At 69.3% G+C, this 26,288-nt stretch carries 27 protein-coding genes; 17 read left to right on the top strand and 10 right to left on the bottom strand.

The features are described 5' to 3' along the window. The first annotated feature begins 23 nt into the window (after positions 1-23). Complete coding sequence (yczR, locus tag A6I89_RS15700; protein WP_022597764.1) at positions 24-1,508, top strand: MocR-like transcription factor YczR; 1,485 nt, start codon at positions 24-26, stop codon at positions 1,506-1,508. A 57-nt stretch (positions 1,509-1,565) separates the two neighbouring features. Here yczR and A6I89_RS15695 read toward each other — a convergent pair whose 3' ends face one another. The 4 genes from A6I89_RS15695 to A6I89_RS15685 form a co-directional block, all read right to left on the bottom strand. Continuing rightward, complete coding sequence (locus tag A6I89_RS15695) at positions 1,566-2,735, bottom strand: Ig-like domain-containing protein (protein ID WP_022597762.1); 1,170 nt, start codon at positions 2,733-2,735, stop codon at positions 1,566-1,568. 48 nt (positions 2,736-2,783) lie between these two features. Next, positions 2,784-3,647 (bottom strand): Ig-like domain-containing protein, encoded by an 864-nt coding sequence (locus tag A6I89_RS24745; protein WP_022597760.1) that lies wholly within the window; start codon positions 3,645-3,647, stop codon positions 2,784-2,786. After that, positions 3,596-4,192: an Ig-like domain-containing protein gene (locus A6I89_RS24420; RefSeq protein WP_022597758.1), complete on the bottom strand. Its 597-nt coding sequence runs from the start codon at positions 4,190-4,192 to the stop codon at positions 3,596-3,598. The genes A6I89_RS24745 and A6I89_RS24420 overlap by 52 nt, the downstream gene beginning before the upstream one ends. A 365-nt stretch (positions 4,193-4,557) precedes the next feature. Then, a complete protein-coding gene (locus A6I89_RS15685) occupies positions 4,558-5,658 on the bottom strand; it encodes a CaiB/BaiF CoA transferase family protein (protein WP_044991398.1) in 1,101 nt (366 codons plus the stop codon). A 131-nt stretch (positions 5,659-5,789) separates the two neighbouring features. Here A6I89_RS15685 and A6I89_RS15680 point away from each other — a divergent pair, with 131 nt between their 5' ends. Together A6I89_RS15680 and A6I89_RS15675 are read left to right on the top strand one after the other, a co-directional pair. Then, on the top strand, positions 5,790-6,170 hold the full coding sequence (locus tag A6I89_RS15680) for a VOC family protein (protein WP_005517814.1): 381 nt from the start codon (positions 5,790-5,792) through the stop codon (positions 6,168-6,170). Positions 6,171-6,174: 4 nt separating this feature from the next. Continuing rightward, positions 6,175-6,891: an alpha/beta fold hydrolase gene (locus A6I89_RS15675; protein ID WP_022597754.1), complete on the top strand. Its 717-nt coding sequence runs from the start codon at positions 6,175-6,177 to the stop codon at positions 6,889-6,891. A gap of 4 nt (positions 6,892-6,895) precedes the next feature. Here the strand turns inward: A6I89_RS15675 and A6I89_RS15670 are convergent, their stop codons facing one another. After that, complete coding sequence (locus A6I89_RS15670) at positions 6,896-7,321, bottom strand: hypothetical protein (RefSeq protein WP_022597752.1); 426 nt, start codon at positions 7,319-7,321, stop codon at positions 6,896-6,898. Positions 7,322-7,362: 41 nt separating this feature from the next. On the opposite strand from A6I89_RS15670, the gene purT reads away from it, so the two are divergent. Further along, positions 7,363-8,577, top strand: a complete 1,215-nt coding sequence (gene purT, locus A6I89_RS15665) for a formate-dependent phosphoribosylglycinamide formyltransferase (protein WP_022597750.1) — start codon at positions 7,363-7,365, stop codon at positions 8,575-8,577. A 10-nt stretch (positions 8,578-8,587) separates the two neighbouring features. Continuing rightward, positions 8,588-9,070: a DUF456 domain-containing protein gene (locus A6I89_RS15660; protein WP_013417117.1), complete on the top strand. Its 483-nt coding sequence runs from the start codon at positions 8,588-8,590 to the stop codon at positions 9,068-9,070. Position 9,071: 1 nt separating this feature from the next. On the opposite strand, the gene A6I89_RS15655 is transcribed toward A6I89_RS15660, so the two are convergent. Continuing rightward, positions 9,072-9,815 carry an amidohydrolase family protein gene (locus A6I89_RS15655; protein ID WP_005517820.1) on the bottom strand — a complete coding sequence of 248 codons (744 nt, stop codon included), beginning with the start codon at positions 9,813-9,815 and terminating at the stop codon, positions 9,072-9,074. 87 nt (positions 9,816-9,902) lie between these two features. After that, complete coding sequence (locus A6I89_RS15650) at positions 9,903-11,267, bottom strand: FAD-dependent oxidoreductase (protein ID WP_005517822.1); 1,365 nt, start codon at positions 11,265-11,267, stop codon at positions 9,903-9,905. 310 nt (positions 11,268-11,577) lie between these two features. Between A6I89_RS15650 and A6I89_RS15645 the strand changes: the two genes are divergently transcribed. The 5 genes from A6I89_RS15645 (at position 11,578) to A6I89_RS15625 (ending at position 16,336) form a co-directional block, all read left to right on the top strand. After that, entirely contained in the window at positions 11,578-12,000 is a 423-nt protein-coding gene (locus A6I89_RS15645) for an Rv0361 family membrane protein (RefSeq protein WP_005517838.1), read from the top strand. Positions 12,001-12,078: 78 nt separating this feature from the next. Then, a complete protein-coding gene (locus tag A6I89_RS15640; protein WP_005517842.1) occupies positions 12,079-12,525 on the top strand; it encodes a rhodanese-like domain-containing protein in 447 nt (148 codons plus the stop codon). After that, positions 12,522-13,745 (top strand): O-succinylhomoserine sulfhydrylase, encoded by a 1,224-nt coding sequence (locus A6I89_RS15635; RefSeq protein WP_022597748.1) that lies wholly within the window; start codon positions 12,522-12,524, stop codon positions 13,743-13,745. Before A6I89_RS15640 ends, A6I89_RS15635 begins: the two co-directional genes overlap by 4 nt. Positions 13,746-13,767: 22 nt before the next feature. Next, a complete protein-coding gene (locus tag A6I89_RS15630; protein WP_044991405.1) occupies positions 13,768-15,114 on the top strand; it encodes a bifunctional adenosylcobinamide kinase/adenosylcobinamide-phosphate guanylyltransferase in 1,347 nt (448 codons plus the stop codon). 82 nt (positions 15,115-15,196) lie between these two features. Beyond that, the gene (locus tag A6I89_RS15625) at positions 15,197-16,336 is read left to right on the top strand and encodes a serine hydrolase domain-containing protein (protein ID WP_022597745.1); all 1,140 of its coding nucleotides are present in this window, start codon (positions 15,197-15,199) and stop codon (positions 16,334-16,336) included. A gap of 10 nt (positions 16,337-16,346) precedes the next feature. Here the strand turns inward: A6I89_RS15625 and A6I89_RS15620 are convergent, their stop codons facing one another. Next, the gene (locus A6I89_RS15620) at positions 16,347-17,162 is read right to left on the bottom strand and encodes an HAD-IIA family hydrolase (protein WP_005517846.1); all 816 of its coding nucleotides are present in this window, start codon (positions 17,160-17,162) and stop codon (positions 16,347-16,349) included. Beyond that, positions 17,159-18,163 (bottom strand): alpha/beta hydrolase, encoded by a 1,005-nt coding sequence (locus tag A6I89_RS15615; protein WP_022597741.1) that lies wholly within the window; start codon positions 18,161-18,163, stop codon positions 17,159-17,161. Before A6I89_RS15615 ends, A6I89_RS15620 begins: the two co-directional genes overlap by 4 nt. A gap of 151 nt (positions 18,164-18,314) precedes the next feature. On the opposite strand from A6I89_RS15615, the gene A6I89_RS15610 reads away from it, so the two are divergent. From A6I89_RS15610 to A6I89_RS15595, 4 genes are all read left to right on the top strand, one after another. Continuing rightward, positions 18,315-19,061 (top strand): hypothetical protein, encoded by a 747-nt coding sequence (locus A6I89_RS15610; RefSeq protein WP_022597739.1) that lies wholly within the window; start codon positions 18,315-18,317, stop codon positions 19,059-19,061. Then, positions 19,058-19,531, top strand: coding sequence for an RDD family protein (locus A6I89_RS15605; protein WP_022597737.1), 474 nt, complete (start codon positions 19,058-19,060; stop codon positions 19,529-19,531). The genes A6I89_RS15610 and A6I89_RS15605 overlap by 4 nt, the downstream gene beginning before the upstream one ends. A gap of 77 nt (positions 19,532-19,608) precedes the next feature. Next, positions 19,609-20,622 carry a glucose-6-phosphate dehydrogenase (coenzyme-F420) gene (gene fgd, locus A6I89_RS15600; RefSeq protein ID WP_005517853.1) on the top strand — a complete coding sequence of 338 codons (1,014 nt, stop codon included), beginning with the start codon at positions 19,609-19,611 and terminating at the stop codon, positions 20,620-20,622. A 38-nt stretch (positions 20,623-20,660) separates the two neighbouring features. Further along, positions 20,661-21,263 carry a suppressor of fused domain protein gene (locus A6I89_RS15595; protein WP_022597732.1) on the top strand — a complete coding sequence of 201 codons (603 nt, stop codon included), beginning with the start codon at positions 20,661-20,663 and terminating at the stop codon, positions 21,261-21,263. 27 nt (positions 21,264-21,290) lie between these two features. On the opposite strand, the gene A6I89_RS15590 is transcribed toward A6I89_RS15595, so the two are convergent. After that, positions 21,291-21,812 carry a nitroreductase/quinone reductase family protein gene (locus tag A6I89_RS15590; RefSeq protein WP_022597731.1) on the bottom strand — a complete coding sequence of 174 codons (522 nt, stop codon included), beginning with the start codon at positions 21,810-21,812 and terminating at the stop codon, positions 21,291-21,293. A gap of 39 nt (positions 21,813-21,851) precedes the next feature. Between A6I89_RS15590 and pta the strand changes: the two genes are divergently transcribed. The 3 genes from pta to A6I89_RS15575 all read left to right on the top strand — a co-directional run. After that, positions 21,852-23,933 (top strand): phosphate acetyltransferase, encoded by a 2,082-nt coding sequence (gene pta, locus A6I89_RS15585; protein WP_022597730.1) that lies wholly within the window; start codon positions 21,852-21,854, stop codon positions 23,931-23,933. Further along, the gene (locus A6I89_RS15580) at positions 23,930-25,120 is read left to right on the top strand and encodes an acetate/propionate family kinase (protein ID WP_022597729.1); all 1,191 of its coding nucleotides are present in this window, start codon (positions 23,930-23,932) and stop codon (positions 25,118-25,120) included. Before pta ends, A6I89_RS15580 begins: the two co-directional genes overlap by 4 nt. 165 nt (positions 25,121-25,285) lie before the next feature. Beyond that, the coding region (locus A6I89_RS15575) for a cbb3-type cytochrome c oxidase subunit I (RefSeq protein ID WP_175272094.1) at positions 25,286-26,288 on the top strand (1,003 nt) is incomplete at its 3' end.

The following is a 26,288-nucleotide window of genomic DNA, read 5'->3' as shown; positions in this document are numbered from 1 at the left end:
CCAGAACGGGCACGCTGGACTGCATGATGATGCATGCACTGAGCGCGCGGTCGCTGGCTCGTGATCTCGGGGCCTGGCACGACAACGGGGGACGGAGGGCGTCCCGTCCGGCGTACCGTGCGCTCGCCGACGGGATCCGGCTGTTGGTGCACGACGGTCGGGTTCCGTTGGGGTCGGCGCTGCCGAGCGAACGGGAACTCGCGGCCGAGCTCGAGTTGAGCCGCACCACCGTCACCTCGGCGTACGCGGTGCTGCGCGACGAGGGCTACGTGCTGAGCCGGCAGGGGTCGCGGACCACCGTTGCATTGCCTGATTCGGTGAACCGTGCTGCGGCGCAACAGCGACCACGCCACCTTCCGCCGTCCGACGAACCGCTCGTCGATCTCAGCTACGCGGCCATGGTGGCGCCCGTCGCGGAGGTCGAGGAAGCCTACGGCGCTGCGCTGCACGAGCTTCCCCCGTTCCTGTCGACGCACGGCATGGAGCCGGTGGGCATCGCGGTGCTCCGGGAGGCCGTCGCGGCCCGGTACCGTGCGCGCGGTCTGGAGACGTCCACCGACCAGATCATGATCACGTCGGGTGCGCAGCATGCGCTACGGCTGCTGCTCGGAGTGCTCACCGCGCCGGGCGAGCGGGTTCTCGTCGATCACCCGACCTACCCCAACGCGCTGGAAGCGATCAGGCGGGTCGGGGCACGCCCGGTCCCGGTGCCCGTGCGTCCCGAGGGCGGTACGTCGCGTGGCTGGGACCTCGACGCGATTCGCGGGGCTGCGCGACAGACCGCCGCTCGGATGGCGTACCTGCTGCCGGACTTCCACAACCCGACCGGGCTGTGCCTCGACGAGCTGGGGCGGGCGGAACTGGCGCGCATCGCCCGCGAGACCCGGATGACGCTGGTGGTGGACGAGACGATGGTGGACGTCTGGCTCGACGGGCCCCCGCCGCCGCCGGTGGCCGCCCTGGCCCGCGACACGTCCGGTGCCGACGTGGTGACGGTCGGCTCGATCTCCAAGTCCCACTGGGGTGGCATGCGGGTGGGGTGGATTCGGGCGAATCCGGAGCTGATCGCCCGGCTCGCCGGCTCGCGCTCGGCCCTCGACCTCGGCACCCCGGTGATGGACCAGCTGGCCGCGGCCCACCTGCTGGCGCTGGGCGACGAGCCGATCGCGGAGCGCCGCGCACTGCTGCGGGTACAGCGCGCCGCGATGCTCGACGAGTTGTCGGCGCGGCTGCCGGACTGGGCGCCGACCGTCGGGTCCGGCGGCATGTCGCTGTGGCTGCGGATGCCCGCCGCGGTGTCGACGGCGCTGGCTGCGACCGCGCCGAGTCACGGCGTGGTGCTCGCGGCCGGCCCGCGCTTCGGTGTCGAGGGTGCCTTCGAGCGCTTCATCCGGCTGCCGTACGCACGCCCGGTGGACGAACTCCGACGGGCGGTGGCCGGTGTGGCGGCGGCGTACTCGGCGCTGGGTGTCGGCACCGAGGCCGTGGAACCGGCCCTGGTGGTGTGACGACGGTGGTGGGCAGGGCCGCCGAGGTCCCCACCCACCACCGTGCCGGTCAGGCGATCAGGAGCCGAACGGCGCCGTCAGCGAGCCCGGCGAGGGCAGTTCGAGGGAGCCGATCGCGCTCCCGGATCCACCGCCGGCGACCACGATCGTGGCATCCGCGGACAGCGACGGACGGAAGGTGCCGTTACCGACGTACCGGGCGGCCACGTTGTGCGATCCGCCGGTGAAGACGTGGGACAGGGTCGCCGTGCCGTCGATCACCGGAGCCTCACCGACCACGACACTGTCGACGAGGAACGCGACGTTGCCGCCGTTCGGGTTCGGGGTGACCGTGGCCGAGAGTTGCACCGCCTCACCGGCGTCGGCCGTCTCGGGAGCTGTCACCTGCGTGGTCGTGACGTTGCCGGTCTGCTCGCCGACCGCAATCGTGGCGAGCGGGCCGCCACCGCGGTTCAGCGGCGCGGAGTCGTCCTTGGCGTCCTTGGGGACACAGCGCGTGGGTGCCCACTGGTTGCCGCCCAGAGCCACCGCGAGAGCGAGGAAGGTGTTGTAGTTGCCCTCGTCGCCCAGGTTCGCTGCGCTGCCGCCGGTCCGCAGCTTCGGGGTGATCTCGCCACCGGCGCCCGCGGTGAGGGTGACGTCGATCGCCGGCAACTGGAACCACGTCGAGCCGTCGGAACTGGGCGTGCCGTTCAGATAGTTCTTCGTCTTCTCGGCGACGATGCCGCCCTGGCTCTTCTTGTCGGCCTTGGGGCTGTTGCCGATCACCTCGTTGTCGCCGGACAGGCGCAGGATCGTGCCGGCCGGGTCGGGTTCGCCGCTCTCGTTGATCCGCAGCACGTTCGCGGGGGTGCCGGAGATGCCGATGCCGCTGCCCGGGACCACCTCTGCGCCGACGAATGTTGCGTTGTCCGGAAGCTGGTAGTCCATCTTCATGCGGGAGACGTTCGTCGTGGTGGCGATGCTCTCCTTGTCCGGGAAGGCGGACGGCGCCGGCTGGATTCGGTAGGTGAACGTCTCACCCGGATCGACCCGGGCGGGGCCGTCGACGGTGAACACGTGCTGTGCCACCTTGTCGACGGTGAGAATTGCCGCGGCGCGGCACTGGGCGTCGAACGGGGTGGTCGTGGTGGCGGCCGATGCCGGGGATCCCGACAGCACGAGCCCGGCTGCGAGGCCGGTCGCGCACAACGGGGTGAGATATCGCCTGGTCGAATTTTCGGTCATGCTGCGTTCCTTGACATTCGAAGTAGGGGAGGGAGTGGGACCGTTCGGTCAGGAGCCGAACGGCAGCGTGAGCGAGCCGAACGACGGCAGCTCCACCGAGCCGGTTCCGCCGCCGGGGCCGACGACCGTGACGGCGGCTGCTGCCGACGTCGACGGGTTGGCCGCGATGTGGCCGCTGTAGCGCGCAGTGACCTGGAACGTGCCGGCGTCGGTGAAGGAGTGACCGATCGAGGCGAAGCCGTTCACGACCGAGACCGGATCGCCGACGGGGGTGTCGGCGACGTAGAACTGCACGGTGCCTCCGTAGGGCGCCGGGGCGACGTTCGCGGTCAGGGTCACCGGGATACCCGGGATCGTGGCTGCCGGGGCGGTGACCGTGGTGGTGGTGTCCCCGGGCTGGGCCGCCGAGATGCTCAGCGGTGCAGGCGCAGACGTCGACGTGACGAAGCCGGTGCCCGTGAACACCGCCGTGACCGAGTGTTCGCCGGCTTCCTCGAAGATGTGTGCGGCCGTGGCGACACCGTCGACGACCGGCACCGGTGCGCCGAGCGGCGTGCTGCCCGAGAGGAACTGGACGGTTCCGTCGGCCGGCAGCTGCGCCGTGACGGTCGCGGTGAGCGTGACCGGCTGACCGGCCCGGCCGCTGTTGGGTGCCAGCAGGGTGGTGCTGGTGGCCAGATCCTTGTGCTGCACCTCCAGCGGGGTGTCCGCCGAGGTGGACGGGGCGAACCCGGTGTTGCCGGAGAACCGCGCGGTGACGGTCCGGGTGCCGGAGTGCAGGAAGGTCGCCTTGATGCTGGCGGTGCCGTCCGTCAGGATCGACGTTGCCGTGCCGAGCAGGTCGTCGCCGTCGTAGAAGCTCACCTTGCCGTTGGTGCGGATCGGCAGAATCCCGCCGGACTGCAGGGACACCTTGGCCTTGAGAGTGGCCTGGACGCCGGTCTCGACGGGGTGTCGTTCGGCAGGATCTCGACGACCGTGGCCACGTCCTGCTCGACGGCCGTGATGGTCCCTTGGGTGCTGCTCGCCGCGGCGGTGTCGGTGACGCCGGTGATCTTGCCGCCGCCGAGGTACTGGACGGAGACGGTGTGCGGCCCGGCGGTCGTGAACGTGTGCTTGAGGGTGGCGAGTCCGGTGCTGCCGGCCTTGATCTGCGCCCCCGTCTCGACCCCGTCGACCAGGAACTGGACCATGCCGCCGTTGACACCCTTGTTGGCGTCGACGCCGAATGTCTGTGACTTGAGGTCGATCTCGATACCGGTCTTGATCTGGGTCGGCATGGTCAGATCGACACGGGTCGCGAACTCGGACGGCCCGGGGTCGTCGGCGAGCAGGACGGGTGATCCGGTCGGCGGGTTCTGCGCGGGTTCCGCCGTGGCACTTCCCGTGAAGAAGAGCAGGCTGCCGGCAGCCGCGGCCGCCGTCGTGAGCGCTGTTCGGCGCCATCGGTTCGTCATGGATGAGACTCCTGGATTCGGAATGCGAACGTTCTCGATTGGGGAGTGGAACGTGTTTCACCTAACACGCATTCGAAACCCGGCATAAGCGGAATTTACGCTTGATCGATCAAGGCGAAACTTGAACGACCGTCCGGATTGTTTGTTGTGAAATCGACTGTGCCGGAGGGTTACTCGAGAGTAATTAGCGGGAGAAAAGAAGTGGGACGCCACGGAGGTGGCAGGGCTGCCAGGGTCCGTCCCGATCCGAGAACGAGTTGCAGAAACGCCGACGGGCCGGACACTCGAGGTGTCCGGCCCGTGGTGACTGCCGTCGGTGGCGAAGGTCGATCGGCGGAGATGAGGCTCCGAGCCGTGAAAGGTGCTCAGCGCCAGAGAGTGTCGACATCCGTGGCCACCCGTGCGGGCGGCTGCGGCGTGGTCGTGGGGGTCCGCGAGAAGCGGGGTGCCGGGGCGTGCTGGGTGACCCCTTCGAGTTCGATGATGCTGCCGCGGGCCGCGATGTGCGGATCGTTCGGTGCCTCGGTGAACGTGAGGACCGGCGTCGTGCAGGCATCGGTCCCGTCGAAGATCTTGGTCCACTCGTCGCGGGTCTTGCTCAGGAACTTGTCGGTGAGGATCTGGCGCAGTTCGGGCCAGCGGCTCGCGTCCTGCTGGCCGGGCAGGGCCGCCGGATCCAGCTCGAGGCCCTTCAGCAGTTCGGCGTAGAACTGCGGCTCGATCGCGCCGACCGCCATGTACTTGCCGTCGGAGGTCTCGTAGGTGTCGTAGTACGGGGCGCCGCCGTCGAGGAAGTTCACGCCGCGCTCGTCCGACCACATGCCGATGCGGCGGAAGTTCCAGATGATGTGCGACAACGCGAGGGTGCCGTCGACCATCGCCGCATCGATGACCTGCCCCTTGCCCGACGTCTGACGCTCGACGAGCGCCGCGAGGAGACCGAACAGCAGGAACATGGAGCCGCCACCGAAGTCGCCGACCATGTTCAGCGGCGGCACCGGGCGCTCGCCCTTGCGTCCCACCGCGTGCAGGACGCCCGTCAGCGAGATGTAGTTGAGGTCATGGCCCGCAGACTGCGCGAGCGGACCGTCCTGGCCCCAGCCCGTCATGCGGCCGTAGACCAGACGCGGGCAGCGTTCCAGGACGACGTCGGGGCCCAGGCCCATGCGCTCCATGACACCCGGACGGAAGCCCTCGATCAGGATGTCGGCGCGCCCCAGCAGCTCGACGACCTTCTCGACGTCGGCAGGATTCTTCAGGTCGGCCTCGACGACGCGGCGGTTGCGCGCGGTCTGATCACCCACCTGGCCCTCCGCCGGCAGCATCCCCGCGCGCTGGACCCGCACCACGTCGGCGCCCAGGTCCGCGAGCAGCGTCGCGGCGTGCGGGCCCGGTCCGATTCCGGCGAATTCGACGACGCGGATGCCCGTCAACGGGCCCTTCCGCTCAGCTCCTGCGGTAGTCACGTAATTCCTCCTGAGTGATGGTCGAACCTCCGTTCCTGTGACGGTAACCCGTCCCGTACGCCGGTTGTGGTCCGGGTCACGGAGCTGCGGTGACTTGTCGCCGACCGCCGTCGAGGCGCACAGTTGACGACATGGCCTTCCCCGGAGAACTCGTCGCGTTCCTGGCCAGTACCGATCTGGACGTGTCGTCGATGTTCTACGTCGACACCCTGGGTCTGACGGTCACCGAGCGAACCCCGTTCGCACTCGTCGTCGACGGGGGCGGCGGAACGGAACTGCGCGTCACCCTCGTGCAGTCGAAGGCCGACACCGGCTACACCGTCCTCGGCTGGCGCACGGCGGATCTGTCCGCGACCGTCGACGAGCTCCGCGCGAAGGGCGTCGACTTCCTGCGCTATCAGGGCATGGATCAGGACGATCACGCCGCGTGGACCGCGCCCGACGGCACCCGGGTCGCGTGGTTCCACGATCCGCACGGCAACGTGCTCTCGATCCACCAGCCGCCGAGCTGAGCGGGTGGGATTCGTCGATGCCGCCGGCGCGCGGCTGCACTACGAGGAGCGCGGCGCCGGGGAACCGCTGGTGCTGCTGCACGGCAACAGTGAGAACCTCGGGTACTTCGCGGCGCAGGTGCCCGTCTTCGCCGAGCGCTACCGGGTGCTCGCGCTCGACACGCGTGCGCACGGCGAGTCCACCCGCGGCGACGGGCCCCTCGATTTCGCACGCCTGTCCGACGACGTGGAAGCGGTGCTCGACGCCCTCGGTATCGAGAGCGCGCACATCCTCGGGTACAGCGACGGCGGGAACACCGCGCTCACCCTGGCGCTGCGCGACCCGCGTCGGGTGCGTTCGCTGATCGTCAACGGCGCCAACCTCGATCCGCACGGGCTCGGTGCCCGGTTCCGGATTCCCGCGACGCTCGCGTGGCTGGCAGCGGGGGCGATCGCGCCGCTGTCGGCGAAGGTCCGGCGGCACCGGGAACTGCTCGAGCTGATGGTTCGGCATCCGCACATCCCGGTCGACGCGCTCTCCACGATCGGGGTCCCCACGCTCGTGATCGTGGGGGAACGCGACGCGATCCCGCGCCGGCACACCGAGCTGATCGCGCGGTCGATCCCCGACGCCGAACTGATGTACGTCCCGGACGCCGGACACGCGTGCGCCGAGCAGCGACCCGAGGTGTTCAACGCGGCGGTGCTCGACTTCCTGGCGCACGTCGAGGCGCACGACTGACCGGCTACAGCAGCTGCGCCGCGACGAAGCCCGCGAGCAGCACCCCGAACGCGCCCACCTCGCCGACGACGAGTGCGATCATCGCCACACGCAGCGCGGCGTCGGGGCGCTCGAACTGGTTGGTGGTGTCGCGGCGGGCGCCGTGTGCGATGTAGCTGCCGATGGCCGCGACGAAGAAGAACACCAGGATCCCCGCGCACGTCGCGTTCACGGCCGTCGGCCAGTCGCTGAGCTCGACGAAGACCGACACCAGCAGCGTGGCAAACGAATACATCAGTGCCGAGCGGTGCGCGATGTCGACGTACGGGTGCGCGAGATGATCGGGCGACGTCGCCATCTGCCGGTACTTCCACACACCGAGCAGCAGGGCCAGCAGGAAGATCAGCCCCGCCGCGAGCAGCGTCAGGCGGGTGTCGAGTCCCAGGGTCATCGCGACAGTATGCCCAGCGTCGACCGCATATAGTCCGAGCCATGCCCCTCGAGATTCCTTCTGACGTCCCCGCCCGCATCGGCACCCCGCTGAGCCCGAGCGCGACCCGCGTGATGCTGCTCGGCTCCGGCGAACTGGGCAAGGAAGTGATCATCGCGCTGCAGCGGCTGGGTGTCGAGGTGATCGCCGTCGACCGCTACGCCGATGCGCCGGGGCACCAGGTGGCGCACCGCGCGCACACCGTCGACATGGGTGACCGCGAGCAACTGTTGCGGCTGGTTGAGGACGAGCGCCCGCACTTCGTGGTGCCCGAGATCGAGGCCATCGCGACGGAGGCCCTCGCGGAGGTCGAGGAGCGCGGTCTGGCCGTCGTCATCCCCACCGCCCGCGCGACGCAGCTGACGATGAACCGCGAGGGCATCCGCCGTCTCGCCGCCGAGGAACTGGGTCTGCCGACGTCGCCGTACGCATTCGCCGACTCCCTCGACGAAGTGCGGGCCGCCACCGAGCGGATCGGTTTCCCGTGCGTGATCAAGCCGGTGATGTCGTCGTCGGGCAAGGGGCAGTCCGTGGCCCGCAGCGCCGACGACCTCGAAAAGTCGTGGGAATACGCCCTTTCGGGTGGCCGCGTGAACAAGGGGCGCGTGATCGTCGAGGGTTTCGTCGACTTCGACTACGAGATCACCCTGCTCACCGTCCGCGCCGTCGACGGCACCCACTTCTGCGAGCCCATCGGGCACCTGCAGGACTCCGGCGACTACATCGAGTCGTGGCAACCGCAGGCGATGAGCCCCGCCGCGCTCGCGGCCGCGCGCGACGTGGCCGAGAAGGTCACCACCGCGCTCGGCGGCCGCGGCATCTTCGGCGTCGAGCTGTTCGTCAAGGGTGACGACGTCTACTTCTCCGAGGTGAGCCCGCGCCCCCACGACACCGGTCTGGTGACGCTGCGCTCGCAGCGGTTCTCCGAGTTCGAACTGCACGCCCGCGCGATCCTCGGCCTGCCGGTCGACACCACGCTCGCCGCACCCGGCGCGTCCGCGGTGATCTACGGCGGTGTCGAAGCGGTCGGCGTGGCATTCGAGGGCGTCGCCGACGCGCTGGCGGTACCGGAGACCGATCTGCGGCTTTTCGGCAAGCCCGAGGCGTTCACCCGTCGTCGGATGGGGGTCGCGGTGTCCACCGGACCCGACGTCGACACGGCCCGTGAGCGGGCCCGCGAGGCGGCCTCGCGGGTGCGCGTCGTCGTACCGGAGTGAGCGGGCCGGCGTGAGCACCGGGGTCCTGGTCCTGCTCGGTCTGGTGATGCTGGTGGGGCTGGTCGGCATCGTGGTGCCGATCCTGCCGGGCACGCTGCTGATCGCCGGAGCCCTGCTGGTGTGGGCGATCCTCGACGCCACCGCCGCCGGATGGGCCGTGTTCGCGGTCGCGATGTTGCTGCTCGTGGCGTCGGGTGTGGTGAAGTACGCGTGGCCGGGCAGGCGCATGCGCGACGCCGGTGTTCCGGGACGGTCGGTGATCTTCGGCGGCCTGGTGGGGATCGTCGGGTTCTTCGTCGTCCCGGTCGTCGGGCTGCTGCTCGGTTTCCTGCTCGGAACCTACGTCGCCGAGGCCGCTCGGCACCGCACCCACCGCGACGCGTGGACCTCGACGGTGCACGCCACGAAGGCCGTGGGGCTATCGATCCTCGTCGAGCTGTTCGGGGCGCTGCTCGCCGTCGGGCTGTGGCTGGGCGCGGTACTGGCGCTGTGAGTCAGGCCGGGCAGCGGTACCACTCGCGTGCGTTGCCGCCGAGCACCGCCTCGAGATCGTCCCCGACGGCGTCGGCGATGATGTCGACGTCGGCGGCCTCGAAGGCGCGGCGGGCGCGGGTGCCGGGCAGGTCGGTGCCGAACATCAGCGCCTTCGGATTGACGGCGTGGATCTGCCGGAGGACGTCGCCGACGTCGTCGATCGAGGTCCGCCCGAAGCCGGTGGCCTTCACCTTGGCGCCGCGGTCGACGAGGTTGAGCAGGTACCGCAGCCCGCGTGTCGACATCCCCAGGTGGTCGATGCTGACGGCCGGCAGCTTCGCGAACACCGGTTCGAGCGACAGCAGCAGCGTCGCATCCACGTAGAACTCGGCGTGCCAACCGGCCAGCTCGTACGCGCGCAGGGCCTGCGTCGTGAGGACCTGCACGTCGGTGGCGCTGCGCCGAAGGTTGAACCGGATGCCGCGCACCCCGGCCCGGTCGAGTTCGAGGATGTCCTCGTCGGTGGCGTCGGGATCGAGATGGGTGACACCCACCCAGCCCTCGCCGAGTTCGCGCAGCGCCGCCAGCAACTGCGGACCGCCGAGCGTGCCCTGGTACGACGCCGTCACCACCGCACCGCCGTCCACCCCGAACCCGGCCATCCGGGCGCGGTAGTCGTCGATCGTGAACGGATCGGGCAGGTAGCCGTTGTTCTCCACCAGCGGGAACCGCGGGTCGATGATGTGCACGTGCGCGTCAAACACGTGTTCATCATGCCCCGCGAAAAGCTGAAGGGTCCCTTCGTACGCTGACAGCGCACGAAGGGACCCTTCAGCTGGAGGCCCGAAAAATCAGGCCTTGTGCGGCTCGCTGGCGCGGAGCATGTCCTCGCGCTCGACGACCTTGATGCGCTCGCGGCCCTCGGGCTCGCCGAGGGAACGCTCGTGGGCGTCGAGGCGGTACCAGCCCTGCCACGTGGTGTACGGGACACCCTTGCCTTCGAGGAACTCGATGATGGCGTCCTCGGCCGGCTCGGCCGCACCCGCGAAGTTCGGGGCGTCCTCGAGCAGGCACGCGATGGTCTCGTTGGCGTCGCCCTTGGTGTGGCCGATCAGGCCGACGGGGCCGCGCTTGATCCAGCCGGTGACGTAGGTGCCGTCCATGTGCTTGCCGTCGTCGCCGATGACGCGTCCGGCCTCGTTGGGCACCGTGCCGGCCTGGTCGTCGAACGGGATCGACGGGATGTTCTGCGACAGGTAGCCGACGGCGCGGTACACGGCCTGGACGTCCCAGTCGTTGAACTTGCCGGTGCCGCGGACGTTGCCGGTGCCGTCGAGTTCGGTGCGCTCGGTGCGCAGACCGACGACCTTGCCGTTCTCTCCGAGCACCTCGTGCGGGGACTCGAAGAAGTGCAGGAACAGCTTGTGCGGGCGGTCGCCCTGGTCGCGGATGGCCCAGTCCTGCAGCGTGTTGGCGACCATGTCGACCTGCTTGGAGCTGCGGCGAGCTATCTCGGAGCCCTCGTCGTAGTCGATGTCCTCGGGATCGACGATGACCTCGATCGTGGGCGAGTGGTCGAGTTCGCGCAGCTCCAGCGGCGTGAACTTGGCCTGTGCCGGGCCACGGCGGCCGAACACGTGGACCTCGACGGCCTTGTTGTTCTTGAGGCCCTCGTAGACGTTCGCGGGGATCTCGGTGGGGAGCAGTTCGTCGCCCGTCTTGGCGAGCACGCGGGCGATGTCGAGCGCGACGTTGCCGACACCGAGGACCGCGACCTTCTCGGCCTCGAGCGGCCAGGTGCGCGGGACGTCCGGGTGGCCGTCGTACCAGGACACGAAGTCCGCGGCGCCGTACGAGCCGTCCAGATCGATGCCCGGGATGTTCAGGGCGCGGTCGGCGTTGGCGCCGGTCGAGAAGATCACCGCGTCGTAGAAGCGGCGCAGGTCCTCGAGGGTGATGTCGGTGCCGTAGTCGATGTTGCCGAGCAGGCGGACCGCATCCTTGTCGAGCACCTTGTGGAGGGCGGTGATGATGCCCTTGATCCGCGGGTGGTCGGGTGCGACGCCGTACCGGATGAGCCCGAACGGGGCCGGCATCCGCTCGAACAGGTCGATGCTCACCTCGGTGTCGGACTTCATGAGCGCATCGGCGGCATAGATTCCGGCGGGGCCGGCACCGACGATGGCCACGCGCAGTGGACGAGTCTGGTCAGTCATCTGAGGCGAACTACCTTTTCGATTGGACGGACGTACGTGTGCTTGCGACACGAATGCGTGAGGCTCCAGCTTAAACTGAGCCCCGCCTTACTTGGGGTGTCGCGGAGCGGGGGCGGGTGTGAATTCCCGGGAGTTCACGGTGTCCCCGCCTTCATGCTAGAACCCGACGACTGCTCGCACCTCATGGTCGGGGGGTCGGCGCACCGACGGTACTGCGCTCGAGGTTGAGGGGCCACAAGCGAGATTTGTGCCCCGCGTTGTGTGGGACCCGGGTGCACGCCGCGGGTGCGGACACGCGAAACTTGCAGGTATGAGCGACGAGCACGCCCCTGTCGACGATCCCTCGCGGACCACGGCCAAGCCGTTCATCCTCGCGGTGTCAATAGTTGCGATCCTGATGATCGGAATTGTCGTCTCGGCGCTGCTGCGGCCCGCCGACGAGAGCCGGTCCGACGCCGACCGGCTCAACGCGTCGGCCACCGACTTCGTCCGCGCGAGCAACAACGACGACGCCGAGGCACTCGACCGCATGGTGTGCGACGGTTTCGCCGAGGACCGGTCACCGATCGCCGGGCGCGAGGGCGAGGTGGTCGTCGAGGCGCTCGACAACGCCGTCGTCGACGGCGACTCCGCGACCGCCGACGTCCGGATCTCCGCGAAGGACGACAAGGGCGCGACGACCTCCACATGGACGTTCGTGCTGGGCGACGACCGCTGGCTCGTCTGCGACTGACGCGCCCGACGGCCCGGTTCACGGGTTTCGCACGATCCGCGTGCTAGCCCCGATCGGACTCTGTGGAAAGCTGGAGCGGTGAGCTACGCAGGTGACATAACGCCGCAGCAAGCCTGGGAGCTGCTGCGCGAGCATCCGGAAGCCGTGCTCGTGGATGTGCGGACCGACGCGGAATGGCGATACGTCGGGGTCCCCGACACGTCGGCCATCGACCGCCGGACCGTGCTCATCGAATGGGTGAGCTACCCCACGGGTGCGCGCAACGAGTCCTTCGTCGACCAGCTCGTCGAGGCCGGGATCGTCGGCGGCGCCCAGGACGGAACTGTCGGCACCGCCGACGCGCGACCGGTGATCTTCCTGTGTCGCTCCGGCCAGCGGTCCATCGGTGCCGCCGAGGCCGCGACCGCCGCCGGGATCGGGCCGTCGTACAACGTGCTCGACGGCTTCGAGGGTGGACTCGGCCCGGACGGCCGCCGTGGCACTTCCGGGTGGCGGGCCGTCGGCCTGCCCTGGACGCAGTCGTGAGCGCGATCCCGCAGGGCGGCTCCTTCCGCAAGCAGCTTCCCGAGTCCGTCCGCCCGGCCACCCTCGGCGTCCGCGGCGGCACACTGCGCTCCGGTTTCGAGGAGACGTCCGAGGCGATCTACCTCAACTCGGGCTTCGTGTACGAGTCCGCGGAGGCCGCGGAGCAGGCGTTCACCGGCGAGGTCGACCACTTCGTCTACTCCCGCTACGGCAACCCCACGGTCAAGATGTTCGAGGAGCGGCTGCGGCTGCTCGACGGCGCCGAGGGCTGCTACGCAACCGCGTCGGGCATGTCCGCGGTGTTCACCGCGCTGGCCGCGCTGCTCGGCCAGGGTGACCGCCTCGTCGCGGCCCGCAGTCTCTTCGGTTCGTGCTTCGTGGTGTGCAACGAGATCCTCCCGCGGTGGGGCGTCGAGACTGTCTTCGTCGACGGTGAGGACCTCGACCAGTGGGAGCGGGCGCTGTCGGTGCCGACCACGGCCGTGTTCTTCGAGACGCCGTCCAACCCGATGCAGACCCTCGTCGACGTCCGCAAGGTGTCGGAGATGGCGCACGCTGCGGGCGCCAAGGTGGTCCTCGACAACGTCTTCGCGACGCCGATGCTGCAGCGCAGCATCGACCTGGGCGCCGACGTCGTCGTGTACTCGGGTACCAAGCACATCGACGGTCAGGGCCGCGTCCTCGGCGGCGCGATCCTGGGCCCGAAGGACTACATCGACGGCCCGGTGCAGCAGCTGATCCGGCACACCGGCCCGGCGCTGAGCCCGTTCAACGCGCACACCCTGCTCAAGGGCCTCGAGACGATGCCACTGCGCGTGGGTCACTCGGTGGACAGCGCACTGCGCATCGCACGGTTCCTGGAGTCCGACCCGGCGGTCCGCTGGGTGAAGTACCCGTTCCTCGAGTCGCACCCGCAGTACGAGCTGGCGACGTCGCAGATGAGCGGTGGTGGCACGGTCGTCACGTTCGAGCTCGATTCGGCCGACGGTGAGGGCAAGAAGCGTGCCTTCGAGCTGCTGAACAAGCTGCGCGTCATCGACATCTCGAACAACCTCGGCGACTCCAAGTCGCTCATCACCCATCCGGCCACCACCACGCACCGCGCGATGGGGCCGGAGGGGCGTGCCGCGATCGGCCTGTCCGACGGCGTCGTGCGCCTGTCGGTGGGCCTCGAGGATCCGGAGGATCTGCTGGAGGACCTGGCGCAGGCGCTGCGCTGACACGCACGGAAGGGGTTGGACCATCGAGGTCGTACTGCTGGGCACCGGCAGTGCCGACGGGTGGCCCAACCCCTTCTGCGTGTGCGCGTCGTGCCACGTCGCCGCCGAGCGCGGCGAGATCCGCGGGCAGACCGCGGGCCTGATCGACGACGCGATCCTGCTCGACTGCGGCCCGGACGTCCCCCGCGCCGCCGTGCGCGCCGGACGCTCGCTGGCCGACGTGCGACACCTCCTGCTCACGCACGCCCACCCCGATCACCTGAATCCGGCGGCGCTGCTGTTCCGCTCGTGGGTGCGCCGCGACCGCCCACTCGACGTGGTCGGCCCGGCCGATGCGCTCGACCTGTGCCGCGACTGGGTGGGGCCGGACGATCCGGTGCGGTTCGTCCCTGTCGTCCCCGGCGACCGAATCGTGCTGGACGGCTACACGATCCGGGTCCTCGCGGCCGCGCATCGGGTGTTCCGCGACGGGGACAGCGTGCTCTACGACATCACCGGTCCTCACGGCGACCGCGTGCTGTGGGCCACCGACACCGGGCCGCTGCCGGGGTCGACGCTGGAGGCGGTCCGGGATGCCCGCTTCGATGCGGTGTTCCTGGAGGAGACCTTCGGCACGCGCACCGATCTCGGTGCCGGGCACCACGATCTGACGACGTTCCCGCGCACCCTCGCCGCGTTGCGCGAGGCCGGTGCGGTCACGGATACCTCCGACGTCGTCGCGGTGCACCTGAGCCACTACAACCCGCCGACGCCCGAACTGTCGGATCGACTGGCGCCGTGGGGTGCTCGCGTCGTGGACGACGGAACGACCGTACCGGTCGGCGAACCCGTCGTGCGATCCGGGCATGCGTCGCGCACGCTGGTCCTCGGCGGGGCGCGTGCCGGCAAGTCGACGTACGCCGAGGCGCTGCTGGCCGCCGAACCCCGCGTCACCTACCTGGCGACCGGGGGTGTCCGGGAGGGCGACCGGGAGTGGGCGCAGCGGATCGCGCTGCACCGGGCCCGCCGGCCGCCGGGGTGGACAACGGTCGAGACCTCGGATGTCGTGCCGACGCTGCGAAACGCCCGGGAGCCGGTGCTGCTGGACTGCCTCGGCACCTGGCTGACCGCGCGCCTGGACTACCACGGTGTGTGGACCGGCGGCGACTGGACTGCCGTCGACGCCGACATCACGGACCTGCTGGGTGCGCTGCGCCGGGCGACGATGCCCGTCGTCGCGGTCAGCAACGAGGTGGGCAGCGGCGTGGTGCCGCCGACACCCGCGGGCCGACGATTCCGGGACCTGCTCGGGAAGGTCAACTCCGCGGTCGCGGCCGAGTCGGAGTCGGTGGTGCTGATGGTGGCGGGCGTGCCGACGTCGCTGCGCTGACGCCGAACCGGATGCGCGGGTCCGCCGCGCGCAATAGCCTGGCATCGGGGCCGCTCCGGGGGATGCCCGATTAGAGGTGTTCATGGCATCTGTTCAGGGTCAATGTGATTCGGCGTTCAGCGGTGTTCGCGAGGTATTCGAGGAGAGCTTCGCGGAGGGGCAGAACCTGGGCGCCGCAGTGGCCGTGTACGCCGACGGCCGGCCCGTTGTCGATCTGTGGGGCGGCGTCGCCGATCGGCGGACCGGGCGCAGGTGGTCGTGGGACACCCCGTGCGTGGTGTTCTCGTGCACCAAGGCGGTGACGTCGGCGGCGGCACTGCTGCTCGTCGAGCGCGGCTACGCGAGCCTCGACGACCCCGTCGCCGACTGGTGGCCGGAGTTCGCCCGCCACGGCAAGGGCGGCGCCACCCTCGAACACCTGTTGACCCATCAGGTGGGACTACCGGCCTTCGACGGGCCGGTGACGGTGGCGCAGGCCGCGGACCCCGTCGCGATGGCCGACCGATTGGCCGGGCAGCACCCGGAATGGGAGCCCGGCACCGACTTCGGTTACCACGCGCTCACGTTCGGGTGGCTGCTCGGCGAACTGGTCAGACGGCACACCGGTGCGACGGTGGGGCAGTTCGTGCAGGAGGAGTTCGGTTCGGATCTGTGGATCGGGGCCCCGGCGGGGACGATCGCGCGGGCCGCGCGGATCAGCGTCCCGAAGCGGGGCGAGCCGAAATCCGAGCTGACCGACATCGCCACCCAGACCAGGATCGGCGCGGCGTACGCGGAGCCCGGTTCGCTGATCTTCCGGGCCACCGCGAATCCGGCCGCGTCGTACAACGACCCGGTGCTGCTCGGCGGCGGTTGGCCGGCCGCCGGGATGGTGACCACGGCCCGCGCCCTCGCCCGCTTCTACCGGGATCTGGTGCACGGGGTGACGTTGAGTCACCGGACGCTGGACGACGCGATCCGGGTTCGGGTGCGCGGACGCGACCGGGTGCTGCTCACCGACAGTGCGTACGGGCTCGGGTTCATGCGCCCCGCCCAGAGTTTCGAACTTCCGGACGTGGCTTCCGATGCGTTCGGGCACCCGGGTGCGGGTGGCGCTGTCGGGTTGGGCGATCCCGGCAGCGGGCTCGCGTTCGCGTTCGTGCCGAACCTCAAACGCGACTACTTCGCGGGCGACCGCCGGGCGCACCGGCTGGTCGAGGCCGCGTATGCGGCGATCACGTGAGACGCCGGGGTCAGAACGGATTCGCGGTGCGTCCCACCAGGTCGGCAACCGAGTCGAGCACGAGTGTCGGGCGGTACGGGAACGTCTCGACGGTCTGCCGGGTGGAGATGCCGCTCAGTACCAGGATGGTCTGCAGACCGGCCTCGAGGCCCGAGACGACGTCGGTGTCCATCCGGTCGCCGATCATCAGCGTGTTCTCCGAGTGCGCCCCGATCGCTCGCAGTGCCGACCGCATCATGAGCGGATTCGGCTTGCCCACGTAGTACGGTTCGCGTCCCGTCGCGCGGGTGATCAGCGCCGCGACCGAACCTGTTGCGGGGAGGGAACCCTCGCGGGACGGGCCGGTGGCGTCGGGGTTGGTGGCGATGAACCGCGCGCCTCGCTCGACGAGCCGGATCGCGGTCGTGATCGCCTCGAACGAGTAGGTGCGGGTCTCGCCGAGCACGACGTAGTCGGGGTCGTTGTCGGTGAGCACGTAACCGATCTCGTGCAGCGCGGTCGTGAGCCCCGATTCGCCCACCACGTAGGCACTTCCGCCGGGACGCTGATTCTTCAGGAAGGTCGCCGTCGCCAGGGCCGACGTCCAGATCGACTTCTCGGGGATATCGAGTCCGCTGCGCAGCAGGCGCGCCCGCAGATCGCGGGGGGTGCGGATCGAGTTGTTGGTCAGCACGATGAACGGCGTGCCGGCCTCCTGCAGCTCGGTGAGGAAGGCGTCGGCGCCGGGAATGATGTGCTCTTCGTGGACGAGAACTCCGTCCATGTCCATGAGGTACGTCCAGCCGGGGTTCCGCTCGTCGGTGCTCACGGATCCAGTATCCGTCATGCCCCGATCGCCGGACCGAGCACTGCCCACGAGTCCCGCATCTCGGCCTCGAACACGCCCCACGTGTGGCTACCGACGTCCCGGTAGACGACCGTCGCGGGGATCCCGAGCGAGCGCAGCCGGGCGTCCATCACCGCGGTGCAGCGCATCGTGATCGACTCCAGCAGGCCGCCGACGAGGCCCTGCGGAATCGCGATCAGTGGGTCGAGGCGATCGATCGCACCGGGCATCCCGGATGCGGCGGACAGGAACAACACCTTGCCGCGCAATCGTTCTGCCTGCACCACCGGGTCGTGCTCGATCCATTGCGGTCCGCCGCCCGGCCCCCACATGTTGTTGACGTTGCCGCCGCCACGCACCTCGACCATCGAGCGGACCATCGCCTGCCCGTTGAAGTCGCTGGTACCCGCGCACCCGCTGTACGAGCCGACGGCGCGGTAGACGTCGGGTGCCTGGATCGCGAGGTCCAGCACCGGACCGGCCGCCATGGACACTCCGCCGAGCGCGTTGACGCCGGTGGTCCCGAACTGGCGGTCGATCACCGGCGGCAACTCCCTGGTGAGGAACGTCTGCCACTTGTTGCGCCCCAGCACGGGGTCGTCGGCGTCCCAGTCGGTGTACATCGAGTACTTGCCACCCACCGGCAGCACCACGTTGACGTGTTTGTCCGCGAAGAAGTTCGTGACGTCGGTGTTGTTGTACCAGGACACGCCGTCCTCGCCGCCCGTGATTCCGGTGAGCAGGTAGAACGTGGGTGCGGGACCGCCCCCGGTGGGATGGATGACGTCGCTGGTGACCACCCGGTCCATCGAGGGTGAGTACACCGATATCCGGGTCACCCGATCGCTCACCTGGACCGTCCCGGCCACGTACGCGACGTTCGACGGCGCGGCCCGCGCGGTGAGCGTCGCGCCGAGCAGCGAGGCCACCAGCACCCCGACGAGAGTGAGTGAGTGCAGGATTCGGTGCTGGGCACCGTCCCTCGCCCCAGAGCTTCGCATCGCGCACCTCCGGCCGAAAGGCCTGAATTGCTTTCTGGCTGAATGAAGCTCACGACAGCATATCCGTGGACGCCGTGTCGGCGCGGGGCTTCCGGGCCCCGGCGGGACCGAGGGGGTGCATTTTGCGCCCGTTCGGTCTTGGATGTTCGATATGGACGGCAACCGAACCCCCGATCCGGCCCGCGTCGTGGCCGGATCCGTCGCATTCCTCGGCGACGCGCTGCGCTACGCGGCGGGCACCACGCTCGATCTCGCTCGCCGAGTGCCCGGGGTGGACGCCGGTCTGGCCCTCCTCGAGTCGCGGGGCGCCGAAACCCTCCGGGCGGCGGACGCCGTCGTCGACCGCGTGCTGCGGGAGGTGGTGCGCCGGGTGGTCGCCGCGGCGCTCACCGAAGTGGACATCACCGCGGTGGTCCGCGAGCACGTCGACCTCGATGCGATCGCGGAGGGCATCGATATCGAGCGGATCGTCGACCGCGTGGACATCGAGCGGATCGTCGACCGCGTGGACGTCGACGCGATCGCCGCCCGCGTGGACATCGCGCCGATCCTCGACCGCGTCGATGTCGACGCCGTGGCCGCGCGCGTGGACATCGAGCGGATCGTCGACCGCGTGGACGTGAACGCTATCGCCGCCAAGGTGGACGTGGACCGGATCGCCGCCTCGGTCGACGTCGACGCCGTGATCGGGCGGGTCGACCTGGTCGGGCTGTCCAACGAGGTCATCGAGGGCGTCGACCTGCCGCGGATCATCCGGGAATCGACCAGCACGATGTCGACCGAGGCGGTGCGGGGCGCCCGTTCGCAGGGAATGGCGGCCGACGACGCCGTCGCCGGCTTCGTCGGCCGCCTGTTCGGTCGTGAGGAACGTGAGGGTCGTGCAGGTGACGAGGCATGACCGAACTCCGTCGCCCTGATCCGGAGCACCGGCCGGCGGGCATCGTCACGCGTGGCCTGGCCGCGCTGATCGACATCGGGGTGGTGCTGTTCCTGATGGGCGTCATCTACATGGGGCTGATCTTCACGCGATTGTTGTTCTCACCGCAGGAGTTTCGGTTCCCGCAGGCGCAGTTCCTGCTGTCGGCGACCACGTTCGTGGCGCTGTCCGTGCTGTATCTCACGGTGTGCTGGTCCACCAGTGGCCGCACCGTGGGGGCGGTCGCCATGGGGCTGCGCCTGGTCAGCCGCAACGGACAGCTCGTCCGCTTCCCGCGGTGTGCGGCCCGCGCCGTGCTGTGCGTGCTGTTCGGCTTCGGGCTGTTCTGGGTGGCCGTGGACCGGAGGAGACGCTCGCTGCAGGACATCGCGTTGCGGACGTCGGTGGTCTACGACTGGAAGCCGGATCCGCATCTCGTCGAGCATCACTGACACCGGAGTCTGCGCCCCGGCAGTGACGCGGGGCATACTCGAAGCCACAGCGAATCGGGCAGACGATCGGAGAACCGGTGGTACAGGGATTGAAGTTGGGGTTGAAGGCGTCCGCGGAGCAGTTCGGGCCGCGCGATCTGGTCGAGCTCGGCGTGATGGCCGAGGAACACGGCCTCGACAGCGTCACCGTCAGCGACCACTTCCAGCCCTGGCGGCACAACGGTGGTCATGCCCCGTTCTCGATCGCGTGGATGACGGCGGTCGGCGAGCGCACCCAGCGGCTGCAGCTCGGTACCTCGGTGATGACCCCGACGTTCCGCTACAACCCGGCAGTGGTGGCGCAGGCGTTCGCGACGATGGGCTGCCTGTACCCGGGGCGCGTCATGCTCGGTGTGGGTACGGGTGAGGCGCTCAACGAGATCGCCACCGGTTTCAAGGGCGAGTGGCCGGAGTTCAAGGAGCGGTTCGCACGGCTGCGCGAGTCGGTGCAGCTGATGCGCGATCTGTGGACCGGCGACCGCGTCGATTTCGAGGGCGAGTACTACAGCACCAAGGGCGCGTCGATCTACGACGTGCCGGAGGGCGGCATTCCGGTCTACATCGCGGCCGGCGGCCCCGTGGTCGCGCGGTACGCGGGCCGCGCGGGCGAGGGCTTCATCTGCACGTCCGGCAAGGGCATGGACCTGTACACCGAGAAGCTGATCCCTGCGGTGAAGGAGGGCGCCGAGAAGGCGGCCCGCAACTTCGCGGACATCGACCGGATGATCGAGATCAAGATCTCGTACGACACCGATCCGGCGGCGGCACTGGAGAACACCCGATTCTGGGCACCGCTGTCGCTGACCGCGGAGCAGAAGCACAGCATCGACGACCCGATCGAGATGGAGGCCGCCGCCGACGCGCTGCCGATCGAGCAGGTCGCCAAGCGGTGGATCGTCTCGTCGGATCCAGACGAGGCCGTCGAGATGATCAAGCCGTACCTCGATGCGGGCCTCAACCACCTGGTCTTCCACGCGCCGGGCCACGACCAGAAGCGCTTCCTCGACCTGTTCGAGCGGGATCTCGCGCCGCGTCTGCGCGCGCTGGCCTGACGCCGGTTCCGCCGGGAGCGGCCTCTAGGCTCGTTCCCATGGAAGCGAGTGAAGAAGTCCGGGCGGCGGCACACCGAATCGGTGAGGTCTTCGGTGTGTCGCCGCAGGTGTTGCGGTTCCGGGCACCCGTCGATCCGGACGGCGACGGCGAGGAGCCGGCGGAGGTGTCGATCGCGGTCGGCGACGGCTGCCCCGGCCCGGGCTACGCGTCGTACGCGACGCTCGACATGGTGCGCTTCCCGACCAACGTCACCACCGACGACGGCCGTCCGATCCGCACCGAACTGATCACCGTCGGCCGCGCCGACTACCGGCTGCTGTCCGACGTGCTGGCGCAGTGCGCGTTCCAAGTGGCGTCCGGATCGCTGCACGTCACCCCGAACACCATCGTTCCCAACGCCGTTCACGCGGCGGATCCCGGTCGGTCCACCCGGCACGTGCTGCTCGTCGTGCCGTTCATCTGGGCCACGCTCGAGATCCTCGTCGACCGCGAGGAGGACGTGACCACGTGGCTGCAGGCCGTGCCGATCACCGACGCCGAGCTGCAGTTCGCCTCGAAGTACAGCACCGACGAACTGTTCGAGCGACTCGAAGCCGCGGGCGCGGACGTCTCCGACATCGACCGTCCGTCGGTGGTCTGACCTCACACAGCCACACAGCGGCGCTGCTCAGCGGCGCGTGAGTACGAACATCCGGAGGTCGCGATCGGTGCGGCCCCGGTAGACGGCGTAGGCGCCGGCCAGTTCGACGAACCGCCGGTACAGCCGGTCCTTCTCGGCGCCGGTCACCGGCGTGGCCAGGACGGGGATCTCGCGTCCGGCCATGGTCACACTGGCCTCGGGCTGCGCGAGCAGGTTCGACGTCCACGCCGGGTGGTGCTGCTGCCCGAAATTGCTGCCGACGACGACCAGTCGGTCGGTGTCGCGGACGTAGAGCAGCGGGCTGGTGCGGCGTTGCCCGGACTTGCGGCCGACGGTGTTGAGCAGCACGGTGGGCGCCCCGATCGGCCCGAGGACGGTGAAGCGGCCCTTGCTGCGCGTGAGCAGCCGCCGGTCCACCCCGGCGAGGGAGCGGATGGTCCACGACCCCAGCCGGGTCGCGGCGAAGGCCGTCGCGGGCCGGCGCAGGAAGCTGGTGTCCGAGCCCCACCGGACGTCCGGGAAGGCCGAATCACTGACCGAGTCGTTCATGGACGCCGATTATGCGCGATCCTCACTAGGCTGTCGCTCATGGCTGTTTCGGGCACGGTGTCGAGCGTCTACATCGCCTCCCCGGAGGGAGACACGGGCAAGTCGACGGTGGCGCTGGGGGTGTTGCAGATGCTGTGCGCGTCGACGGCGCGGGTGGGAGTGTTCCGTCCCATCGCGCGCGCCGCCGACCAGACGGACCACATCCTGGAACTTCTGATCGAGCACACGACGGCCGATCTGAGCTACGAACAGTGCCTCGGCGTGACGTACGAGCAGGTGCACGCCGATCCGGACGGCGCCCTGAGCGACATCGTCTCGCGCTACCACGAGGTGGCCGCCGAGTGCGACGCGGTGGTGGTCGTCGGCAGCGACTACACCGACGTCGCGAGCCCCAGCGAACTCGGCTACAACGCGCGCATCGCCGCGAACCTCGAGGCCCCGGTACTGCTGACCCTGCGCGGCCTGCACCGCAGCCCCGACGAGGTGCGGCAGCTGGCGCAGATGTGTGCGGTGGAACTGGCGTCGCAGCACGCGCACCTCGTGGCGATCGTCGCGAACCGGTGCGCGCCGGAGCTGCTCGACGAGTACGCCACGGCCCTCGAGCCACTGGGGGTACCGGCGTGGAGCCTGCCGGAGATCCCGCTGCTGGTGGCGCCGACGATGGCCGAACTGCTGGACGCCGTCGACGGCGAGCTGTACAGCGGTGACACGGCGCTGCTGCAGCGGGAGGCGCTGAAGGTGATGGTGGGCGGCATGACCGCCGAGCACATCCTCGAGCGGCTCGTCGAGGGCGCCGTCGTGATCGTGCCCGGTGACCGGTCCGACGTTCTGCTCTCGATGATGAACGCGCATGATGCCGAAGGATTTCCGTCTCTCGCCGGGATCATCATGAACGGCGGGATCGCCCCGCACCCGGCCATCGCGAAACTCATGGCGGGGCTCAAGCCGCGGCTGCCGATCCTGAGCACGGAGATGGGGACCTTCGACACCGCACACACCGCGGCGCAGACACGCGGCAGGGTCGCCGTGGGCTCGCTGCGCAAGGTGGACACCGCGCTGAGCCTGGTGGAGCGCCGGGTGGACGCCCCGACGCTGATCGAGCGCCTGCGCCTGCAGATCCCGTCGGTCACGACACCGCAGATGTTCGAGTACCAGCTGATCGACCGCGCCCGCGCGGACCGCAAGCACATCGTGTTGCCGGAAGGATCGGACGACCGCATCCTGCGGGCCGCCGGCCGTCTGCTCCGCCGCCAGGTGGTGGACCTGACGATTCTCGGTGACGAGGCCAAGGTCCGCGGCCGAGCCGCCGAACTCGGGGTCGATCTCTCGACGGCGGAGGTGCTCGACCCCGCCCGATCCGACCACGTGACGGACTTCGCCGCCGAGTACGCGGAGCTGCGGGCGCACAAGGGCATGACCGTCGACCGGGCCCGAGAGATCATGACCGACATCTCGTACTTCGGAACCATGATGGTGCACAGGGGTATTGCCGACGGCATGGTGTCCGGTGCGGCGCACACCACGGCGCACACCATCCGTCCGGCGCTCGAGATCATCAAGACCCAGCCGGGAGTGTCGACGGTGTCGAGCATCTTCCTCATGTGCCTGTCGGACCGGGTCCTCGCCTACGGCGACTGCGCCGTCGTGCCCGATCCGACGGCGGAGCAGCTCGCGGACATCGCGATCTCGTCGGCTGCGACGGCCGCCCGCTTCGGGATCGACCCCCGCGTGGCGATGCTGTCGTACTCGACGGGGGACTCCGGATCGGGAGTCGACGTCGACAAGGTGCGCACCGCGACCGCACTCGTTCGCGAGCGGCGCCCGGACCTGCTGGTGGAGGGTCCCATTCAGTACGACGCGGCGGTGGAGCCGTCGGTGGCCGACGCGAAACTGCCGGGCTCGGAGGTGGCCGGCCGGGCCACGGTGTTCGTGTTCCCGGATCTCAACACCGGCAACAACACTTACAAGGCCGTGCAGCGCAGCGCCGGTGCGGTGGCGGTGGGACCGGTGCTGCAGGGACTGAACAAGCCGGTGAACGATCTGTCGCGCGGCGCGTTGGTCCAGGACATCGTCAACACCGTCGCGATCACCGCGATCCAGGCGCAGGAGGAACTGTCGTGACCGAACCCGTTGTGCTGGTGATCAACTCGGGTTCTTCGTCGATCAAGTTCCAGCTGGTGCACCCGGTCGCGGGCGAATCGGTCGGCACCGGCCTGGTGGAACGGATCGGTGAGTCCGCCGGCCGCATCGTGTACCGCTACCCGGGTGGGGAGATCGACCGCGAACTGCGCATCGCCGACCACACGGCCGGCCTGCACGCGGCCGAGGACGTGATCGCCGAGACCGGGCCGCCGCTGCGCGAGCGCGGCATCGTGGCCGTCGGGCACCGCGTCGTCCACGGGGGTGCGGTGTTCCACGAACCGACGATCGTCGACGACGGCGTCCTGCGTGAACTGCGCCGACTGTCGACGCTGGCGCCACTGCACAACCCGCCGAACGTCGTGGGCATCGAGGTGGCGATGGCTCAACTGCCCGACGTCCCGCACGTCGCGGTGTTCGACACGGCGTTTTTCCACACACTGCCCGAGGCCGCGGCGACCTACGCGATCGACACGGAAGTGGCGCGCGCGAATCGGGTGCGCCGCTACGGGTTCCACGGAACCTCGCACGAGTACGTGAGCGGCCGGACCGCCGCGTTCCTCGGCCGCGACCTCGCGGACCTGAACCAGATCGTCCTGCATCTGGGCAACGGGGCGTCGGCGTCGGCCATCCGTGGCGGCCGGGCGATCGACACCTCGATGGGCATGACACCGCTCGAGGGCCTGGTGATGGGAACCCGCAGCGGCGACCTCGATCCGGGAATCCTGCTGTACCTCAACCGGAATGCGGGCATGACGGTGGACGAGATCGACGACCTGCTCAACCGGCACTCCGGGTTGAAGGGACTCTGCGGTGAAAACGACTTCCGGTCGGTGCTGAAGATGGTCGCGGACGGCAGCCCGGACGCGAAGCTCGCATACGACGTGTACGTGCACCGGCTGCGCCGGTACATCGGCGCGTATCTCGTCGAACTCGGTGGCGTCGACGTCATCACGTTCACCGGTGGGGTCGGGGAGAACAACGTCGACGTCCGGCGCGATGCCCTTGCGGGACTGGGCCGTCTGGGTATTGTGGTCGACGACACTCGCAACGAGTCGCCGCAGCGAGGCGAGCGACGGATCAGCGCGGAGGACTCCGCGGTCGAGGTGCTCGTCATCCCCACCGACGAGGAACTCGCGATCGCGCGCAAAGCGGTGGCACTCGCGTGAGGGTGAGCGGGCCAGGTGCCCGAGCCCCAGGTGCCCGAGCCCGCGGACGGCGAGCACATCGCGGCCCGGTCCGCGCCGAGGTCGGGAGAATTGGTGTCCGTCGGCGGGAACTGTCGGGACCTTAGGCCCTCGTGACGGAACCCTCGGACGTCCGACCATGTCAGCATGGTTGCCAACCCCGAGATCGAACTGTCTCCACCCCGAACGCTGACGGCGTCGCGACCGGCCCCTGCCCGCACCGGGTCGAAAGGTTCGTTCATCTACAAGATGATCACGACCACCGACCCCAAGGTGCTCGGGATCATGTACCTGGTCACGGCGTTCGCGTTCTTCCTCATCGGTGGCCTGATGGCGCTGCTGATGCGTACCGAGCTCGCGGTGCCGGGACTGCAGTTCCTCTCGAACGAGCAGTTCAACCAGCTGTTCACGATGCACGGCACGATCATGCTGCTGCTGTACGCGACCCCGGTCGTGTTCGGTTTCGCGAACTATATCGTCCCGCTGCAGATCGGTGCGCCGGACGTGAGCTTCCCGCGTCTGAACGCGCTGAGCTACTGGTTCTACCTGTTCGGCGGACTGATCGCGACGGCCGGCTTCATCACCCCCGGCGGTGCCGCGGACTTCGGCTGGACGGCGTACGTGCCGCTGTCGAACGGTGTGCACAGCCCGGGTGTCGGCGCGGACCTGTGGATCATCGGCCTGGCGCTCGGCGGCGTCGGCACGATCCTCGGTGCGGTCAACTTCATCACCACCATCGTGTGCCTGCGCGCCCCCGGAATGACCATGTTCCGGATGCCGATCTTCGTGTGGAACATCTTCATCACGTCACTGCTGATCCTGCTGGTGTTCCCGCTGCTGGCCGCCGCGCTGATCGGCCTGTGGGTGGACCGGAATCTGGGTGCGCACCTGTTCGACCCGGCGACGGGCGGAGTGATGTTGTGGCAGCACCTGTTCTGGTTCTTCGGTCACCCCGAGGTGTACGTCATCGCGCTGCCGTTCTTCGGCATCGTCTCGGAGATCTTCCCGGTCTTCGCGCGTAAGCCCATCTTCGGCTACAGCGGCCTGGTGTACGCCACGATGGGTATCGCGGCCCTGTCGATCGCGGTGTGGGCTCACCACATGTACGCCACCGGCGCCGTGCTGCTGCCGTTCTTCTCCTTCATGACGT

The organism is Prescottella equi (assembly GCF_002094305.1).
GTDB classification, from domain to species: domain Bacteria; phylum Actinomycetota; class Actinomycetes; order Mycobacteriales; family Mycobacteriaceae; genus Prescottella; species Prescottella equi.
Note: the sequence above shows the minus strand (reverse complement) of the source record. Positions and strands in the feature narration are given on the sequence as shown.